The sequence below is a fragment of the Paenibacillus sp. An7 genome (assembly GCF_009870785.1).
Taxonomy (GTDB): Bacteria; Bacillota; Bacilli; order Paenibacillales; family Paenibacillaceae; genus Paenibacillus.
The window spans coordinates 167422-186626 of record NZ_WTWX01000004.1 but is presented as its reverse complement, the minus strand read 5'-3'; the positions used below and the strand labels follow the sequence as shown (position 1 = coordinate 186626).

The following is a 19205-nucleotide window of genomic DNA, read 5'->3' as shown; positions in this document are numbered from 1 at the left end:
ACCAGCTTTGAATCATAACTGAGTCCAGGGAAACATCTTTTTGACCTAAGATTTAAATCATGCTGTGAGGCAATTCTCTTCGAAATATCTCACCTTTACACATAACAAACATCATGTTAATACCATGTTGACATTTTCTATAATTAACGTTAAATTCTCTCAGAAACGAACATTAAATATAAAGCAAAAGGATGTGGTTATTATAGGTAAGATAAAAAGTAAGAAATCAGTCTAATGATTACATTTAAAAGGAGGAGAACTTTTGAAGAATGGTATAAGGCTACTGCTTCATCCCATTATGAAAACGTTGACTGTTGGATCCTTGGTATTTATGTTATCACTCGGCTCATTACCTGATATCTCTGCAGCTGCAGTTAAGGCTGAACCTGCATTCACACAGAATGACGTTCTCGTAACAAAATCCGTAAATAAGGAGGCTCCCGTGAAAACAGATCCTGGCAAAATATCTGTGGGTACGAATGGTCTGGATTCTAAAGGAAGAATGGTGGCTCAATTCGGTTCCCCCGTCATTGACGGAAAGATTGATCCGATATGGAATAAAGCACATTCTGTATCACCTAAACATGTATCCGCTAACATTGATACTTCCGCTACATTTAAAGCATTATGGGATGACCGTGCGTTATACATTCTAGCAGAAGTCAAAGATAAGAATCTGTCTGTTCAATCTGGAACCCCTCACATGCAAGATTCGGTGGAAGTATTTCTCGACGAGAACAATGACAAAACGACAGACTATGGCGCAGAAGATTTGCATATCCGCGTCAATTATGAGAATGCGCTATCCGTGGATAACGGAGATCCAAATCTGTACTATACAGCAGCAAAAAAAGTGAAGGACGGTTATGTAATTGAAACAAGAATTGCGCTGAAGACAAAACCAGAAAACGGAAAAGTACTTGGGATTGAATTACAAATTAACGATGCGGTAGGAACGGAGCGTATAGGTTCCTTAAATTTGTTTGATGCAACAGGAACTGCCTGGAATGATCCATCGAAATTCGGGGAAATTCTCCTTACTGGAAAGGCAAAAAAAGATGTCAGCGGATTAAATCCATATGATCTTTTTAGCTTAGTTAAAAACGCACTACAGCTTGATTTCAAGCTTTATAAGAATGCAAATTTGGTAACCGATGCTCTTACTAACGTTGTGACTGAAAGCGTACTCAATGGTCAAAAGATTACCCAAGAACAAATTGACAGTCAGTATGCTGCAATTACAAGTGCAATCAGCAAGCTTGAGATGACGGAAGAAGCCGCGAATGAGAAATACTTCAAGCCGCTTCCAAATGCTTATCGAGCCGAAAACACCAAGTCAGGAAAAATTGAAAGCATCCATTACAAAACGCCGAATGTAAAGGACGGTATGGACGATAAAAAATTAAATGTTTATCTTCCTTATGGTTATGATGCTTCCGCTGCAGATAAGAAATACAATGTTCTCTATTTGATGCATGGCGGCGGTGAGAACGAGGATCTCCTCTTCGGTGGTCCTGGGCAGAGCAAAGAATTGAAGAAAATCTTAGATAATATGATTGCCTTAGGGGATATTGAACCTCTTATCGTGGTGACGCCTACCTTTAATGACGGTAAGAATGACGTTGCGCTATTCAATGAGGAGCTGATCGACACTATTGTTCCTTTAGTGGAGAAAAAGTACAATACCTATGCCAAATCAGGAAGTTTAGAAGATTTGAAAAATTCTCGGGAGCACCGAGCATTCGGCGGTTTCTCTATGGGGTCGGTCACGACATGGTATACCTTCATCCATGCTCTAGACTATTTCAAATATTATATACCGTTAAGTGGTGACAGCTGGGTCATTGAACAGCGCGGAGGCGGTCTTCAACCGGAGAAAACAGCAGAGTACCTTGCCAATGTGGCAAAAAAATCTGGATATAAGCCGCAGGACTATTACATCTTCAGTGCCACGGGTAAGCTTGATATCGCATACCCGAATTTGAAGCCTCAAATTGATGCGATGAAAAAATTAACGGATGTCTTCGTTTATTCATCGGATACAAAGAAAGGGAATTTTTACTTCATGGCAGCCGATAGCGGCACGCATGCTTGGAACTGGCAGAACCAGTATATTTATAATATTTTGCCAGACCTATTTAGTAATTAGACAATCATTGTCGATTTCATAAGATTTCATACAGGATTCTTATAACAGCTCAGGATTCATTATCCTGAGCTGTAACAAATAATCAAGAAGAGTTACATATTGATTGATTCGTCGATCATACCCTTATCTTTTAAATTCAACTTCAAATATTAGCATGCATAGAGGAGCGGAACGCTTATGATAAAACAAGGGGTAAATCCTTATTTACCTTCATGGGAATATGTCCCTGATGGAGAACCTCATTTATTTCAGGATAGAGTCTATGTATACGGTTCGCATGACCGCTTTAACGGGCATGCCTTCTGTCTAAACGATTATGTTTGTTGGTCGGCACCCGCTGATCATTTGACGGACTGGAGGTATGAAGGTGTCATATACGAAAAAACGAACGATCCGCTAAATCAAGACGGACAAATGTGTCTCTACGCACCTGACGTCACCCTTGGTCCGGACGGACGTTATTATTTGTACTATGTTCTGGATAAAGTGTCTGTTGTCTCCGTTGCAGTCTGCGATACGCCTGCAGGCAAGTACGAGTTCTACGGATACGTACGATACGCAGATGGGACACTTTTAGGCGAGCGCGGGGGTGACCAGCCGCAATTTGATCCAGCTGTCTTATTGGAAGAGGACCAAGTTTATCTATATACCGGATTTTGCGCCAAAGGCGATCGAACGCGTAAAGGTGCTATGGCCACTGTGATCGGACCGGATATGCTAACGATTAAGGAAGAACCCGTTATCATTGTGCCAAGTGAGCCCTTTAGCGAAGGTACTGGCTTTGAAGGGCATGAATTTTTTGAAGCACCTTCCATCAGGAAGCGAGGCGATATGTACTATGTAGTTTATTCCTCGGTTGTCATGCATGAATTGTGCTATGCGACTAGTCACCATCCGACCAAAGACTTTACGTATCGCGGCGTTATCGTTAGCAACAACGACCTGCATATCGACACCTACAAGCCAGCAGATAAGCCTACGTATTATGGAGGCAACAACCATGGCGGTATGGTAGAAGTGAATGAACAATGGTACATATTCTACCACCGACACACGAACGGGACAAGTTTTAGCCGCCAAGGCTGTTTCGAACCGATTTCCTTCCTCGAAGACGGTACTATACCGCAAGTCGAGATTACAACAAGCGGTCCGAACTGCGGTCCACTTATCGGCCAAGGTGAATATCCGACGTACTTGGCCTGCAATCTATTCACAAACATCGATGAACAATATACTGGCTCTTTTGGTGCTTGGATGGACGGTCGTTTCCCAAAGATTACTCAAGACGGTAAAGACGGAGATGAAGAAATCGGTTATATCGCCAATATGCAGGATTCTGCTGTTGCCGGATTCAAGTACTTCCACTGCGAGGGAATAAAACGTGTCAAGATCAAGACTCGCGGTTATGCCCGCGGAAGTTTTGAAGTAAGGACGGATTGGAACGGTCCTTCACTCGGATCTATTCCTATCGATTTCACAAATATATGGACGACTTATACAGCCGAAATTGCCATTCCTGACGGAGATCATGCCTTGTATTTCCAATACAAAGGAATGGGAAATGCCAGTCTGGCATCATTTACTTTGGAATCTTAAAACTCTAAAAAGCCCGAGGATACCATACCCCGGGCTTTAATACAATTTCATCTTACTTTGATTCGTTTTTGTGTTCCCCTTTGTTGATCTGGGCAACGTGATCAAGAAAAGCTTTTTCAAGCATCCCCGCATTCTTCATCATCTGAGCAATAGTAGAAAAATCATACCCCTTATCATTAATAGAAGTAATTAAGTTCTTTTGCTTCATGTCAGATAAAAGTTTATCTGCCCAAGCGGGCACAGCGTGTCTCTTTTCGAGCAACTTGAGCTTTTCATCCAATGCTGTGAATTGTGCCTCTGCAGCTTTCTTGAACTCATCGAATTTCTTTTCCAGTTGTTCATACATACGCTCCTCCTCCTCCTTATCATCTAAAGCATTTATTTGGGATATGGCCTTTGAAATCTGTGTGCTGCTCGGTCGCTTTCCGGATCTAAGATCAGCCAAAAATAAACCAAAGGTCATCTCAAAGTGTGGATCGTCTTTGAAAGATTTCCAATCTCCACCCCATGCAAAACCAAGCGATTTTGCTTCTGTAACCACTTCTACCCAATCCGCAATTCCGTCACTATCTCCATCATATTTCATATTGTATCCGCCTTTGATCAAGACAAAATCAATCGCCAAACTAAAGTTGTGATAAGACTGTCCACCGCGTGCGTTCGTTACGATAGCGCCGGGAGTAGTTCTCCCTTGGGCATAAAGCGCGTTTTGTTCTTCTGTAGTTCTAAATCCTTGGGTTATCCTGATCTCGACTCCTCGTTTATAACATCGCTCGATAAGCTTCAAAGTGGCAAGACGGACAGCTTCATTTTGTATCTGACTGATAATAGGAGCAGACTTTGCTTGGACTTCAGCTAGCGTAGACAATTAGAATCCCCTCCCCTCTTCGTAAGTTAGTTCCCTTGGTGAGCTCCCTGTATGGTTTCTTTACAAATGGATGACCATGTAAGCAGCAAATGCACCAATAGAAACTCCTTGTGTGAGTGACTCAGGACTCCAACCAGGCATCCATACGGTTCGTACTACTGCAAATAAAGTCACTCGATATACAATAGTCCTGCTCGTCACTTTCGGTGTTCGTTTTAGGGTAAAGCCCACTGTCATTCATTCCTCGCTTCTGCTCGGAAGGCTTTTGTTACCTGTCCATCCCAGCCAAATATCACTAATCACAGCTAACGCTGTGATTAAGGTTGTAAACACGTTTCAGTCCACCTTTCCTTCCCCTTCTCTCTAAATAAAAGTGCTTTCGGATCACAATAGACAAAAAAACACGCTCTCCTATTGAGGCGTGCTTCTTTATAGATCATTTTCTGTTATAATTTCTTTAAGAGAGACTTGGCCGCAAGAGTATCGTTATCACTCTTGATCTGTACCGCCTTGTACTTCCTAACATGCAGTTTGCTCGGCGACAAAATTGGTTCATTCTTATATGAGAATAACCCGACACAAGAAAATGTCCCCATAAATGCCGGCAATATTTCAATGCAGCTATGGTACCAAAAGGGCGCCCCTATGTTTATTCGTCCCCAATATTTTAAGCCATAAAAAAAGAAAAAACCCTTATGTATCAAGGGTTTTTGTGTATGGAGCCTAGGGGGATCGAACCCCTGACCTCATCGCTGCCAGCGATGCGCTCTCCCAGCTGAGCTAAGGCCCCTTAATTATGTAGTTGATATGAATTCAACATTTGTGTCTGCAGTAACTTTCCGACTTAGTTATTATACACTTAAGTACGCATCCTCGCAAGTATTTTTATTGAAATTCAGACTCAAAAATAGAATAAATTAGAACTTAATTCCCTGCTATAGCGTAATTACTTAAAAGGAGCTGATCTGATGTTCGTTTTTTATTTTCTAATGAGTGTTTGTGTAATAGCACTTGGAATTTTCGCTATGAAGCGTCCTGATTCTTGGTTATTCAAAAGACTAGGTTATGACAGAGAACCCAGTGATATGTGGCTTTCCTATGTTAAGTTCGCTGGAATCATCAGCATAATCATGGGGGTAATCATTATTATATTAGGTACGCAACACCTTTTTCAGTGACACTTTCAACTTACTGCTGGGCTCAATGATGACTAGGATTCATTCGCTCAAATGATAATGCAGTCACAGACAACAATCGAGATAACATTACTGCAACTACAACATAAACAATTTCAATTAAATTTTGGTATAAATATGAATCCAATTGAACATAAGAGAAGATTATATATTTACCTGCTATAAAAAAAAGGATAAAGAGTAAAGCAAACAAGAAAATATTCCACAGCTTTTCTGCAATTTGCATCTTACTCATCTTCTTCACCACTCCTCCAACTATGTAGTTAGAATACTGAATGATCCAGCGAAAAGGACTGCCCGTTCCATGCTCTCTTCTGTGTCCAGGGTGCGTCTCGCATTGCCCAAAATGGATGATCACTTGAAAGTCCCAGCGGCAAGAACAAGGTACTACATAGATATAAACTTCCTGTAGAAATATAACCTTCCGCTAGATCTGGTTGATTGCCGCAAAATCCAATCCGAAGCCATCCATTCTCATCAAATGTACCTTCTCCAGCAAGTGTTCTCTGCAGTACTGCAGTAAGCGCACAGCGTACACTTCCACCATCTAGCTCCTCAGGAAGCGTTTCCATCAGTGCAAGCTGAGATAATAGCTGAAAAGCGCCAAAACGGTATGCAAGCGAACGACCTACTGGAGGAAATGTTCCTTCTGGTGAAATCATACGTTCAAGCACTGCACCATATCTCCGTGCTCGGGGAAGTACAAACTCGTAAGCCGAGTCCCAATCCGGATACATCCCTTTGAATGTAAGGTGGATATCAATAAGCATAGGCTGAATGACAAAACTGTTATAGTAGTCCCAGTGAAAATGAGGACCATCTCCGTAGGTTCCATCCCCTAGATACCAATGCTCATGCTGTTTGAGAGCGTAATCGACTCTCATCACATCAAAGTCCTCTTCTCCCATTATATACAAGGCTGCCTCAACCATAGCAGAGAATAACAGCCAGTTCGAGGGAACTGCTTTGATACGGCGAGTCTTCTTTAAGCACTCAATAAGTTGCTGCTTTACTCTCGGTTCGAGCTGTCCGTAAAGTTCCTGAGGAGCTCTCACAATCGCATGGGATAAAAAAGCTGCATCTACCAGCGGCTGACCACCTTCTGTAAAATTCATAAAATCTGGTGAATTCGGATCCGTTCCGGCATCAATCGCTTGTCTAGCCATCGATGCATATTTATCTCTTAGAACTTCTTCTTCTCCATCCTGCTTACGTTCTAGCCATGGAGCTATTCCAGCAAGCAATCTGCCAAGTGCTTCGAGATGAGCATAGGTTTCCCTACCCGCTAAGGGAGAATCCACAGGCATGAGTTCCTTTAACTTCCGGTTCGATAAAGTTTCCAATACAGGATCTGCTATACGAAACATCGATTCAAGCCATAACTTGCGACTATTTATCATGAAAGTGAATTCTCCTTTATTATAAAGGTATCTTTACTCTTCGTAGGGTTCTTTGGATAATAACGTTTTTAGTTCTTTCATAAACATATTAATATCTTTGAACTGCCTATATACTGAAGCAAAACGCACATAAGCAACTTCATCTACGGGATACAGCTGTTCCATCACAAGCTCTCCAATGTCTCTGCTCTCTACTTCAGCAACTGCTGTATTCCGTAAAGAAGACTCTACGATAGACGCAATATGATCCAGCTGTTCAACAGATACAGGACGTTTCTCACAAGCCCTTATCAATCCTCTAAGCAGTTTTTCTCTGCTAAACTCTTCTCTGCTTCCATCTTTTTTGATAACGATCAGCGGTGTCTCCTCAATCGTCTCAAAAGTGGTAAACCTGCGGTTACATTGTTCACATTCACGACGTCTGCGAATGGACTTGTTCTCATTAGCGGGCCGAGAATCCAGTACTTTCGTACCTTCGTACGCGCAATACGGACATTTCACGAACATCACTCCTTTTATTGTATATACTTTCCAACTATTTTTCTTATAAAAAGTGTAATGAAAATCACATTTCCGAGACATAATACTTTTACCAACTCGCAAGGAGGTGAAAGGCAATGGCACAAGGTAACAACGGAAACTCAAACCAACTAGTTGTATCTAGCGCTTCTGGTGCTCTTGAGCAAATGAAGTATGAGATCGCTCAAGAACTAGGTATCAGTATCCCACAAGATGGATACCAAGGTAACATGACTTCCTACGAGAACGGTTCAATCGGTGGTTACATCACAAAACGTCTTGTAACAATCGGTGAACAACAACTCGCTGGTCAATTTCAATAATTAGTAATTATAAAGTGCTGGACAGGTTGGCCAATAGGCTGGCCTGTCCAGCATTTATTCGTATTTTAGCGGTACAAATAATAAGAAATCAAAATTCCTTATAAATGTCTTTATACTGATTATAATAATAAATAACTCGCTGAACATAATGCCGGGTTTCTCCTACCGGAATTTCATTAATGGTATCTAGTTTCCCATCCCATAAGCCTTTTTTAATCCAACTGCCTACATTCCCTTGTCCTGCGTTATAAGCTGCGATCGCTGCGATCGGATTACCGTCAAAATGATCGGATAAATAATCAAGATACCAAGTACCAATTTCTATATTTGCCTCAGGTTCATGCTTCAGTTCATCCAACGTAACGTTCTTTTTCTGTTTTTTCTCCAGCACCCAGTTCGCTGTGTCTGGCATCAGTTGCATTAAACCAATGGCTCCCTTTTTCGATTCACGGCTCAGTTTAAAATTGGACTCCACTCGAATAATGGAGGCTACGAGAAATGGGTCCACATCATAAGCTTCTGCTTGTGTACGAATTTCATCTTTATAATGAATGGGATAAAACCAAGACATCCAATTGGTATTAAAAAATAGAAGAAATAAAAAGGAAACAAGTATAACAAGCAGTACTCTTTTTTTACGAAGCCATCTCATGATAGACCCGTGTCACGCCAAAAGGCCAAAATTTGCTTCTTCGTTTCTTCAAAATCCCCGCTGTTATCTATAATAATATCTGCCTTTTGTTTCTTCTCTTCTATATCCATCTGTGCTTTTAGGCGAAGAATTGCCTGATCCTTGTCCAATCCATCTCTCGTCATTAACCGCTCTAATTGAACTTCTCTTGGTACATATACCAGCATGATCTGATCATACCCATCTTCAAGTCCTGACTCGTAAAGAAGAGGAATATCAGCAACAACAAGACGGTCTGGAAACTGCTCTTCGAATTTATGCTTACGGTCTCTCATCTCCTGACGAATGGCAGGATGGGTAATTTGATTTAATGCTTGAAGCTGATCTGGATGATTAAAAACTAGCTCACCGAGCTTCTTACGGTTCAGTGATCCATCTTCTTGCAGAACAACTTGTCCGAAATGTTTTGCGACAGCAGCAAGCACAGGGTGCCCGGGAAGCATGACTTCCCGAGCGATCTGATCTGCATCAATTAAAATCGCTCCAAGGCTTACAAGAAGCTTGGAAACACTGCTTTTACCTGACGCAATTCCGCCTGTTAATCCAATATTCATGTATTCACCTCAAATTAAATCAGCTTCAATATTCCCATAATAATTAACATAATGGCAGGCAGGGCTGTCAGAGACTGTACAAAACTTGAGTTTGCAAAACGAAAACCTGCCTTTAAACCAAAGACGAGAAACAAACCGCTGAAAAAAGCGATCATTACTGAGGTTAATAAAGGTGGTAAACCAAGCAGTGCAGCACCGAGCCCAGCGCCAAAGGCGTCTAAAGATAATGCAATCCCAAGCCACATCGCTTCATAACCCGAAATACTTCCTGAATCGTCCATATCTGCAGCAGAAGGTTTCTTTAATATTTGGATTACAAGACCAAACTTTTGAATCTCCAATAAAAAAACGGTTGTTTTTGATTCCGATTCGGACGTTCCATCCTCAGCCACCCTATTCTTTCCCGTTTCCTGAGATAAAAGGGAAGTATCTGAAGATAAGTTCGCTTTTTCTTTCCATGGATCCGTCTCCGAATCTGCAGATTTGGACCTGAATGACTGAATGAGTGACCAGGTTCCCATAGCAATGAGAATCCCTGCTCCAATCCATGATGCTACACTCGGAGATACGAAAGCGGATAATAAAACTCCAATTTGCATCGAAACTCCAATCACAAGACCAGAGCAGATGGAGATAATTGCGATCGATAGCCAAGGAATTTTCATTTTGCGAAGTCCGTATGTAATGCCTATACCAAAGCCATCCAGACTAAGCGCAAAAGCAAGCAAAAATAACGTCAATAAATGAGGCACCCTTCATTCCTCCCCTAACTAGGCCGCAAAGCTGCTTCTTAGCAGAAAGCAGGCTAATGCCTAAAACTGCGTTGCCCTAGCAGTATATGGGAACCGGGTTAAAAGGGTGCCTATTCATAAAGCCTCGCTTACCTGAAGCTTGTTTATATCCATTCGCTACACAAAAACCTGACATCTTGGGCAGGTATGAGTCCCGCGTCCACCTACCACAGTCTTGACAATCATTGTTCCACAATGTTCACAAGGCTGATTTTGACGGCCGTATATTTTGAACTGATGCTGAAACATGCCCATTTCACCTTGGCCGTTGACATAAGATTTAATGGTAGATCCGCCAGCTTGTACCGCTTCAAGAAGTGTATCAATAATAGACTGATGTAGGAGCTCAAACTGCTCGTCAGTCAGCGTATTCGCGGGTTGTTCTGGATGGATCCCTGCCCTAAAAAGCGACTCATCAACATAAATATTCCCAATCCCTACGACATATTCCTGATTAAGCAGCGCAGTCTTGATCTTGGTTGATCGTTTCCCAATCACTTTACGAAAAGCTTCCAGTGTAAAGGATTCATCTAGCGGCTCTAGCCCAAGCTTCATCAGCGGTTTATTCGTAAGGTCTTCTCCCGTGCGGAACAGATGCATGGTTCCAAATTGTCTAACGTCCTTGTAACGAAGCTCTGTTCCATCAGAGAAGTGAAATACAACGTGAGTATGTTTCTCTAGGGGCTCTTCTTCGGAATATAAGCCATAACGTCCTTCCATCCGGAGATGGGAAACAAGTACAAGTCCATCCAGTATGATTCTCAAAAATTTACCTCTACGCTCCACACCTTGAATGGTGTGTCCGACAAGTTCCATAGCAAATGCATCAATATCATCTGGCCGCTGAATGATTCGCGGTAAATGAACGGTAACACGATCTATATATTTTCCTACGATTAACGAATTTAATGTTCTTTTGACTGTTTCTACTTCCGGAAGTTCCGGCATGATGTCTTCACCTCATCCTCCATTATAGCGGATTTTAAGGCACTCTTATACCCTTTTCCTCGGATTTACTTGGCCTCATACCAGTTTCTACCGAAGCTGACTTCTGCTTTAAGTGGAACGGCTAATTTCAAAGCTTTCCCCATCACTTCAGGTACTAATTCCTTCATTATTTCTAATTCCTCTTCCGGTACTTCAAATACCAATTCATCGTGTACCTGCAACAGCATACGGCTTTTCAGATTTTTCTCCGTAAGTGCTGCATCCATGTGCACCATAGCCAGCTTGATAATATCAGCAGCAGTTCCTTGAATCGGCGTATTCATCGCTGTACGTTCTGCAAAAGAGCGAAGATTAAAGTTGCTTGCATTAATTTCTGGTAAATAACGGCGGCGTCCAAGAAGTGTCGTTACATACCCATCTTGTTTAGCCTGTTTCACAATATCGTCCATGAATTTACGAACACCTTTGAACACATCAAAATACTGCTCAATAAACTGTGATGCTTCTTTTCTTGTGATGTTCAAATTCTGAGACAGACCGTAATCGCTAATTCCATATACGATTCCGAAGTTAACAGCTTTTGCGGATCTTCGCATATTGCTGTCTACCGCTGATTCCTCTACTCCAAATACATCCATTGCCGTTTTGGTATGAATATCCATATCATGTACAAAAGCTTCTTTTAGATTATCGTCATCCGAGATGTGAGCAAGCACACGAAGTTCAATCTGAGAATAATCGGCAGCGAGAATGTACCAATTCTCTTCAGAAGGAACAAACACTTTGCGGATCTTACGTCCTTCTTCGAGACGAATCGGAATGTTCTGCAGGTTTGGAAACTGACTGCTGAGTCTGCCGGTGGCAGCAATCGTTTGTCGATAGTACGTATGCACTTTTCCTGTTTTATCCGAAATTTCTTTCAGTAATCCTTCTACATACGTCGATTGCAGTTTCGCAATGGAGCGGTACTCTAAGATGTGCTGAACAATTTCATGATACGGAGCGAGTTTCTCTAGTACTTCTGCATCTGTTGAGTAACCTGTCTTTGTTTTTTTAATAACCGGTAATCCCAATTTATCAAAAAGAATTTCGCCTAGTTGTTTTGGCGAGTTCAGATTAAATTCAGTTCCCGCAATCTCATAAATATTCGCAACTAAAGAAGCTATTGTCTGTTCAAATTCAGATCCAAGCGCTTTAAGCTCATCTACATTTGCTTTGATTCCCTGCTTCTCCATGTCAGCAAGGATGCGTGACAAAGGCATTTCTAGATCATAGAAAAGTTCATGCATCCCTGTCTCTTCCAAATCCTTCTGCTGTATAGGAATCAGACGGGAGATTGTCTCTGCTTTGCGGCATAAATACTCGCATACCACTTTCTCTTCGGGAAGTTTATATTTAGCCCCTTTACCAAACACTTCATCATCTGACTGCAGGCGAGCCAGACCATATTTCGATGCGACTCCCCATAGCGTTTGGTTTGAATCTGTGGGATCGAGCAGATAACCTGCAAGATGCACATCAAAATTAGCACCTGCAAACGGCAACCCATTTGCATGCAGTACAAGATCTACTCTATGCAAATCATATCCCTGTTTCGGGTACGCCGCATTGCCAAGCCACTCTCTTACCCCTGCGCATGCTTCCGTAGAGAGCATCTCTGGAGAAATAAAATAATATTTTTCGCAATCAGTTAGTACAATCCCAATCAAAGTAGCGTGATGAGGGTTATCACCTCGTGATTCGACATGAACGATCTTGATACGAGGAAGTAACGGCAGCAAGTCTGCTATGTTTTCTTCCGTTACAATAACAGTCTCAATCTCTTCTTCTTCCGGTGTATTCTCATCTGCATCTGCCTGTTTAACAGTAAAAGCAAGTCGCTCTAACAATGATTTGAATTCCAGTTTCGCAAGTGCCGGAGCAGCAGACTCTTCCTGAATACCTCCGAAAACCATGTCATCCCAAGTTTTCTCCAGCGGTACTTCACGGTAAATAGTAGCCAGCCGTTTACTGAGCCGTGCATCTTCTGCATGCGTCTCTATTTTTTCTTTCATTTTCCCTTTGAGTTCCGAAGTATTGTTCAGCACCTCTTCAACTGAACCAAACTGATGAAGCAACTTCAGTGCTGTTTTTTCTCCCACTCCAGGAACACCAGGGATATTATCAGAAGGATCCCCCATCAATCCTTTAAGGTCAATAATCTGCAGCGGAGAAAGACCGTAGCGTTCTTCAATTTCTTTTGGACCGTAATTTTCAATTTCAGATACGCCTTTACGAGTAAGTGCAATATTTACGTTCTCCGATGCCAGCTGTAACATATCCTTGTCACCCGTAACCACAAGAACTTCGCGGCCCGCTTCATCGGCACGTTTTGTGAGCGTTCCAATGATATCGTCCGCTTCGTAGCCAGATAGTTCAAACTGAGCAATACCGAATGCGGTAAGCAGTTCTTTCAGTACAGGGAATTGTTCCGATAATTCAGGCGGTGTTTTTTGGCGTCCGCCCTTATATTCTTCATAACCTTCATGGCGGAACGTTACTTTCCCTGCATCAAAAGCCACCATCATATGTGTCGGCTTGTGTTCTTCCAGCAACCGAAGAAGCATGGTCGTAAATCCGTACACCGCGTTTGTATGTAATCCGCTTGAATTCGTCAGCGGGGGCATGGCAAAAAAGGCTCGATAAATAATACTATTCCCATCAATTAAAACAAACTTTTCCATAGATACACCTCTCTTACTCTTGTTTCACTTCTTCCTATATGATAACACAAGGGAACTCTGCTTCAAAAAACAAAACCAAATAACTAGTCACTCTCCAGCATTATCGGCCAAATGAAAGAAAAACAGTCCGAACCGGAGTTCAGACTGTTTCCTTTTACCGTTTTGCTATTTTAAATCGTTGTGCCAGTCTACCAAGGAAGATATCAGCCAGAATGGCAAGTAAAGCAGCGGGAATAGCTCCAGCTAATATTTTGATATTATGCCGCTGATTCAGACCTGCATAGATTTCACGGCCTAGTCCATCTCCTCCGATAATCGGTGCGAGTGCAGCCACCCCAATTGCAATGACCGCTGCTACACGTAAACCTGCCATGAGGAATGGAATGGATAAAGGCATTTCCACTTTCCACAGCAGTTGGAACCTGCTCATGCCCATCCCTTTTCCTGCATCTTGGAGTGCGGGACTTACTTCCTTTAAGCCAACATAAGTATTACGCACGACGGGATTTAAAGAGTAAAGGAATAAGCCGATCACAACACTCTTAAATCCGAGACCGAACATAACCATGAGTAGAACGAGCAGTGCCATACTTGGAAGTACTTGAATAATGTTTGTAATGAACATGATGACTCTGCCTGTTTTGTCATAACGAGCACTAAGAATACCAAGTGGAATCCCAATAACTAAAGCAAGTCCCAGCCCGCAAAGCACCATTAAAATATGTACCCATGTTAAATGAAATAAGTAAGATGCATTTTCCGTAACGTAATAATAAAATTTCATAAATGAATTTGCATCTGGATGCATCGCTGATGCAGGAAGCTTAGATTGATCAAGCAATCCTAAATCGACCAGATACTTCATCGCTACCGTTTTCGGTTCCATTTTTTCTACATCTACTTGATAACTAAGCCCTGTCATTGTCTCTTCATCAATGGTTCCCACTAGAGAAGAAAGCACTTCATCCAGTTCAGGATGCTCTTCAATCAACTCTTTACGAACAACCGTTGAAGCATCAAATGGAGGGAAGAATTGTTTGTCATCTTCAAGGGTCACAAGATTAAATTCTTTTAGCCCTGGATCTGTAGTATACGCTAGCACAACATCTACAATGTTATCCGAAACTGCTGAATATACGAGTGAAATTTCCATAGGAGAGGTCTGAGCAAAAGTAAACCCGTACTCTTTTGTGAATGCCGGATAGCCGTCAGTCGGACGCTCAAGCCAAGTCGTATCCACTCCAATTCTCATATCTGCTGCATGTTCTTTTAAATCAGACATCTTGCTAAGACCGTATTTATCTGCAACTTCTTGTTTTACCGCTAATGTATACGTGTTCTCAAAGCCAAGCGGCTCATACCATTTCAGATTCCATAGCTTATCAAAACCTTCCTGAGCCTGACGGAGGACTTCATCTCGATCTCTAGTATCCTCAACTTCAAAATAACCGTTAAAAATTTCTCCTGAATATAAACTTCCCATATCCATTTCGCCTTTGCTAAGTGATCTTAGCAGTAGACTGGAAGAAGCTAGGTCTGTCGTTACATCTACATTTAGATCGGTGCGATCTTCAATTATGGCTTTATATATCTCAGCAAGCACCTTGGATTCCGTAAAGGTTTGCGTTCCAATTCTCACCCTGTCTGCAGCTGCTGCCTTACCAGGCAAGTTTACTGAAAAAATAGACAGAATGAGCATGAATAGAACCAATGTGCGCGTGGCTTTCCACGATTTTTGTTTAATAATTCTCATTTGTACGATCTCCCTCTTTCCTTAGTAGCTTATGAGACTTTGATCTTTATATCTCATATGATTTCTTCAGACAATTAGGAAACCTACGCCTTTGCACTATTTTGGTTCGGTCTAATTGCTTTCTCTAGCGCTCCAAGTAACAAGTCAGCAAGCAGTGCAAAAAGAATAGCTGAAAGTGCGCCTGCTACAATAAGTTCGGTCTTGTTAACCCCAAGTCCCGACATAATTAACTGTCCGAGTCCACCAGCTCCAATAAGTCCAGCGAGAGTAGTCCAACTAATGATATAGACTGTCGTTATTCTAATACCTGACATAATGTACGGAACCGCCAAAGGCAGCTCGATCTGAAATAAACTTTGAAGTCTGCTGTAGCCCATTCCCTTCGATGCATCTCTCAGTGCAGGGTCAACTGCCTGTAGTCCAGCATATGTATTTCGTAAAAGCGGCAACAAAGAATATAAAAATAAGGCAACAATGGCCGGTGTCATTCCAATACCGAATAAAGGAATCATCAAAGCAAGAAGTGCTAAACTTGGGATGGTTTGAAATAGATTCGCGACACTAAATACCAGGGAATTCACCCATTTTATCTCTGAGCTTGAGATCATGATCGCTACGGGTATCGCAACAACAATGCCTAAAATGGTAGCAATCGCTGCGATTAAACCATGCTGACCTGCTGCACTAAGAATATCTGGGTAACGTTCACCTATGAAAACAAAGAAACTTCTTATCGATTCAAATACCTGCATTCACTTCTGCCTCCTCTGGTTCTGGAGTATAGACGTCTGCAAGCAGTCTTACCACACTACCTCTTGTGATGAGACCAAGGAAAATTCCATCTTCATCCACGACAGGCAAATTAGAAAGCTGGTTCTCATTCATTATCGTAAGCGCGGTGGTCACCGAATCTCCTCTATAAAGTACGTGCTCTACGGGGTTCATAACATCGACTATTTTCTTATCTTCTTCACGATAATGTTTAATTAACTGATAGATCGTTACGTTACCGAGCAAACGTTTATTCTTATCAACCACCAGCAATGAGTCTACTTTACGTCTTTGTAGAATCGTAATTGCTTCTGCAATCCCTCTGGATGGGAACGCAGTAGCTGGATTATTAATCATAACTTCTTCCACATTCGGGAATTCAGTGAGGTCGTCTGACAGCAAGCGATCTTTACCGATAAAGCTTTCCACGAATTCACTTGCCGGGTGACGTAAGATCTGATCTGGTGTTCCTACTTGTTCTATTTGCCCACCTTTCATCAGGACAATGGTATCGGCGAGTTTAATCGCTTCATCCATATCATGTGTAACGAAAACAATGGTTTTTTTCACTTCTGTTTGAAGACGAATTAACTCATCTTGCAGTTCTTCTCTGCTAATCGGGTCAAGTGCACTAAAAGGTTCATCGAGCAAAATAATATCGGGATCTGCTGCTAGTGCACGAATAACACCAATCCGCTGTTGTTGTCCACCACTGAGTTCGGAAGGATAACGATTTCCAAATGTCTCGGGTTCAAGTCTGACTTGATTAAGGAGTTCATCTACACGTGCATCGATTTTTGTTTTATCCCATTTCAGCAAACGAGGTACGACACCTACGTTTTTAGCAATTGTCATATTGGGGAATAGACCCACACTTTGAATGACATAACCGATGCTTCTTCTGAGGTCAACTGCATCCGTTTTCGATATATCTTTCCCGTTAATCAATATTTGACCATGGGATGGAACATTCAAACGATTGATCATTCGCATCGTGGTTGTTTTACCACAACCAGAAGGACCAATGAACACCGTGATTTCACCTTCTTTGATCGTAAGATCAATGCCTTTTAATGCTTCAAAACCATCATCATACACTTTCTTAACACCTTTAAATTCAATCATGAATCGTTTCCCCCTGTCATATTTCGTCACTGCGCCTAAAAAACTCCCAGCATATAGCAAAAAAAGCCGATGTCAACAGCGGCTCATTTCACTATCTTTACGAAATTTGCTAGGTGAGTTGCTTAACTGACAGAGTATAATTACCCACTACAGCACAAAAAGAAACAGAATTACCCGAAAATTTCTAAAAAAAAATAGAAATTCAAGAATAATTCTGCTGTTATTTGGGTCTAAGAACCCTATATTATAAAGTATATTACTATGCTTTTCGTCCTCTTATTGATTCAGATCAGGACGTTTACCTGTAACTAAATATACAGCACTCTCACCAATATTCGTTGCATGGTCACCTATCCGTTCGATATAACGACCCACGAGCATAAGAAGCATAGCCTGGGAAGCATCTTGCGGGTGATCCACCATGAGTGCATATAGGTCTGTTATCATATGACTGTACAGTTCATCCACTTCATCATCCGTTTTTGCCATTTTGTAAGCCAAATCTGCATTTTCATCAAGATAAGAGGTAATGGAATCATTAATCATAAGCTTTACAATCTCGCCCATTCGCGGGATATCAACAAGAGGTTTAATTAGTTTCTGACCTTCCATTCGCAGTGTCACTTTGGCTATATCCAGTGCAAGATCACCCATTCGTTCGAGGTCACTTGAGATTTTGAAAGCTACGATAATTCTTCTTAGATCTTTAGCGACAGGCTGTTGTGTAATAATTAGCTTCGTTCCAAGTTCCATAATCTCTTCTTCCATTGCATTCAGCTGGATATCTTCCGATACTACCTTTTGCGCAAGTTTGAGATCACCTGACTTTAAACTGCTAATGGCATCTACCAATGCTGTGTTTACATGTTCCGCCATCTTAAGCAATACATCTCGAAGCTGATTTAATTCCCGGTCAAATCCCTTTCTACGAATCATCCCTGCTGTTCCTCCTCATGTAAATGAAGTGTAGCTATGTTATACGTACAATCCGTTAACCAAAACGCCCGGATACATAGTCTTCCGTTCTAGGGTCTTGTGGATTAGAGAAAATTTCGTTCGTTTCTGCCGCTTCGATCACTTCCCCATTCAGGAAAAAGACCGTTTTTCCAGATACGCGAGCAGCTTGATGCATATTATGTGTAACCATAACAATCGTGTAGTGATCTTTTAACTCTTGTACAAGTTCCTCGATTTTGAGGGTAGAGATCGGATCGAGAGCTGATGTTGCTTCATCCATAAGCAGCACCTCAGGCTGAACTGCCAAAGCACGGGCAATACATAAACGCTGTTGTTGTCCTCCAGACAGACTCATTGCCGAGCGTTTCAAATAATCTTTCACTTCATCCCACAGTGCAGATCGGCGTAAACTTTGTTCAACAATCTCATCAAGTACCTTTTTATCCGTTGTGCCGTGAAGGCGCGGACCATAAGCGATGTTATCATAGATCGTCTTAGGAAAAGGATTGGGTTGTTGAAACACCATGCCTACCCGTTTACGAAGGGTCTCTATCGGCAGGTTATCACTATAAATATCTTGTCCGTCTATCTCTACTTTCCCTTCAATTCGTGTGCCCGTAATCATATCATTCATACGATTGAGTGTACGAAGAAGTGTAGATTTACCACAGCCAGAAGGTCCGATAAAAGCGGTTACTGTATTTTTGGGAATCTGAAGATTCACATTTTTTAGCGCATGAAAAGATTCATAGTATAAGTTCAGGTTTTTAATATTTATCATCGTGCTGTTCATCCCTGGTTTATCTCCTTTACTGCATAGTGAGGATCATCTGATCTACAG

General features: G+C 41.7%; 19 protein-coding genes and 1 tRNA gene. 4 read left to right on the top strand and 16 right to left on the bottom strand.

All coding sequences use genetic code 11. The features are described 5' to 3' along the window. The first annotated feature begins 262 nt into the window (after positions 1–262). Positions 263–2149: a sugar-binding protein gene (locus tag GQY27_RS07700; RefSeq protein ID WP_236570527.1), complete on the top strand. Its 1887-nt coding sequence runs from the start codon at positions 263–265 to the stop codon at positions 2147–2149. Between the two features lie 177 nt (positions 2150–2326). Continuing rightward, positions 2327–3745, top strand: a complete 1419-nt coding sequence (locus tag GQY27_RS07695; protein ID WP_160032962.1) for a family 43 glycosylhydrolase — start codon at positions 2327–2329, stop codon at positions 3743–3745. Between the two features lie 52 nt (positions 3746–3797). Here the strand turns inward: GQY27_RS07695 and GQY27_RS07690 are convergent, their stop codons facing one another. The 3 genes from GQY27_RS07690 to GQY27_RS07680 all read right to left on the bottom strand — a co-directional run bounded on the left by GQY27_RS07690 (position 3798) and on the right by GQY27_RS07680 (position 5403). Beyond that, a complete protein-coding gene (locus GQY27_RS07690; RefSeq protein ID WP_160032961.1) occupies positions 3798–4613 on the bottom strand; it encodes a M15 family metallopeptidase in 816 nt (271 codons plus the stop codon). 60 nt (positions 4614–4673) lie between these two features. Continuing rightward, positions 4674–4850, bottom strand: a complete 177-nt coding sequence (locus GQY27_RS07685; protein ID WP_160032960.1) for a phage holin family protein — start codon at positions 4848–4850, stop codon at positions 4674–4676. Between the two features lie 480 nt (positions 4851–5330). Beyond that, positions 5331–5403 (bottom strand) — tRNA-Ala (locus GQY27_RS07680). 178 nt (positions 5404–5581) lie between these two features. On the opposite strand from GQY27_RS07680, the gene GQY27_RS22160 reads away from it, so the two are divergent. Further along, positions 5582–5791, top strand: a complete 210-nt coding sequence (locus tag GQY27_RS22160; protein ID WP_527250286.1) for a DUF6199 family natural product biosynthesis protein — start codon at positions 5582–5584, stop codon at positions 5789–5791. A gap of 22 nt (positions 5792–5813) precedes the next feature. Here the strand turns inward: GQY27_RS22160 and GQY27_RS07675 are convergent, their stop codons facing one another. Genes GQY27_RS07675 through nrdR form a run of 3 tightly spaced genes read right to left on the bottom strand, consistent with a single transcriptional unit; the run spans position 5814 to position 7710 of the window. Further along, entirely contained in the window at positions 5814–6044 is a 231-nt protein-coding gene (locus GQY27_RS07675; protein ID WP_160032959.1) for a hypothetical protein, read from the bottom strand. A 28-nt stretch (positions 6045–6072) separates the two neighbouring features. Further along, entirely contained in the window at positions 6073–7209 is a 1137-nt protein-coding gene (locus GQY27_RS07670; RefSeq protein ID WP_160032958.1) for a DUF2264 domain-containing protein, read from the bottom strand. 33 nt (positions 7210–7242) lie between these two features. After that, on the bottom strand, positions 7243–7710 hold the full coding sequence (gene nrdR, locus GQY27_RS07665) for a transcriptional regulator NrdR (RefSeq protein WP_160032957.1): 468 nt from the start codon (positions 7708–7710) through the stop codon (positions 7243–7245). Positions 7711–7826: 116 nt separating this feature from the next. On the opposite strand from nrdR, the gene GQY27_RS07660 reads away from it, so the two are divergent. After that, positions 7827–8051: an alpha/beta-type small acid-soluble spore protein gene (locus tag GQY27_RS07660; protein WP_160032956.1), complete on the top strand. Its 225-nt coding sequence runs from the start codon at positions 7827–7829 to the stop codon at positions 8049–8051. 88 nt (positions 8052–8139) lie between these two features. On the opposite strand, the gene GQY27_RS07655 is transcribed toward GQY27_RS07660, so the two are convergent. The 10 genes from GQY27_RS07655 to pstB form a co-directional block, all read right to left on the bottom strand. Continuing rightward, positions 8140–8703 (bottom strand): lytic transglycosylase domain-containing protein, encoded by a 564-nt coding sequence (locus GQY27_RS07655; RefSeq protein ID WP_160032955.1) that lies wholly within the window; start codon positions 8701–8703, stop codon positions 8140–8142. Next, entirely contained in the window at positions 8700–9296 is a 597-nt protein-coding gene (gene coaE, locus GQY27_RS07650) for a dephospho-CoA kinase (RefSeq protein WP_160032954.1), read from the bottom strand. The genes GQY27_RS07655 and coaE overlap by 4 nt, the downstream gene beginning before the upstream one ends. A 14-nt stretch (positions 9297–9310) precedes the next feature. Continuing rightward, positions 9311–10048 carry a manganese efflux pump gene (locus GQY27_RS07645; protein ID WP_236570526.1) on the bottom strand — a complete coding sequence of 246 codons (738 nt, stop codon included), beginning with the start codon at positions 10046–10048 and terminating at the stop codon, positions 9311–9313. Between the two features lie 156 nt (positions 10049–10204). Then, positions 10205–11035: a DNA-formamidopyrimidine glycosylase gene (gene mutM, locus GQY27_RS07640; protein WP_160032953.1), complete on the bottom strand. Its 831-nt coding sequence runs from the start codon at positions 11033–11035 to the stop codon at positions 10205–10207. A gap of 65 nt (positions 11036–11100) precedes the next feature. Beyond that, positions 11101–13758, bottom strand: coding sequence for a DNA polymerase I (polA, locus tag GQY27_RS07635; RefSeq protein WP_160032952.1), 2658 nt, complete (start codon positions 13756–13758; stop codon positions 11101–11103). Between the two features lie 154 nt (positions 13759–13912). Next, on the bottom strand, positions 13913–15511 hold the full coding sequence (locus GQY27_RS21990; RefSeq protein WP_328802971.1) for a glycine betaine ABC transporter substrate-binding protein: 1599 nt from the start codon (positions 15509–15511) through the stop codon (positions 13913–13915). A gap of 83 nt (positions 15512–15594) precedes the next feature. Continuing rightward, positions 15595–16263: an ABC transporter permease gene (locus tag GQY27_RS07620; protein ID WP_160032951.1), complete on the bottom strand. Its 669-nt coding sequence runs from the start codon at positions 16261–16263 to the stop codon at positions 15595–15597. Beyond that, entirely contained in the window at positions 16250–17407 is a 1158-nt protein-coding gene (locus tag GQY27_RS07615) for an ABC transporter ATP-binding protein (protein WP_160032950.1), read from the bottom strand. Before GQY27_RS07615 ends, GQY27_RS07620 begins: the two co-directional genes overlap by 14 nt. A 276-nt stretch (positions 17408–17683) precedes the next feature. Beyond that, complete coding sequence (gene phoU, locus GQY27_RS07610) at positions 17684–18343, bottom strand: phosphate signaling complex protein PhoU (protein WP_160032949.1); 660 nt, start codon at positions 18341–18343, stop codon at positions 17684–17686. 55 nt (positions 18344–18398) lie between these two features. After that, positions 18399–19157 carry a phosphate ABC transporter ATP-binding protein PstB gene (gene pstB / locus GQY27_RS07605; RefSeq protein WP_160032948.1) on the bottom strand — a complete coding sequence of 253 codons (759 nt, stop codon included), beginning with the start codon at positions 19155–19157 and terminating at the stop codon, positions 18399–18401. Positions 19158–19205: the final 48 nt, after the last annotated feature.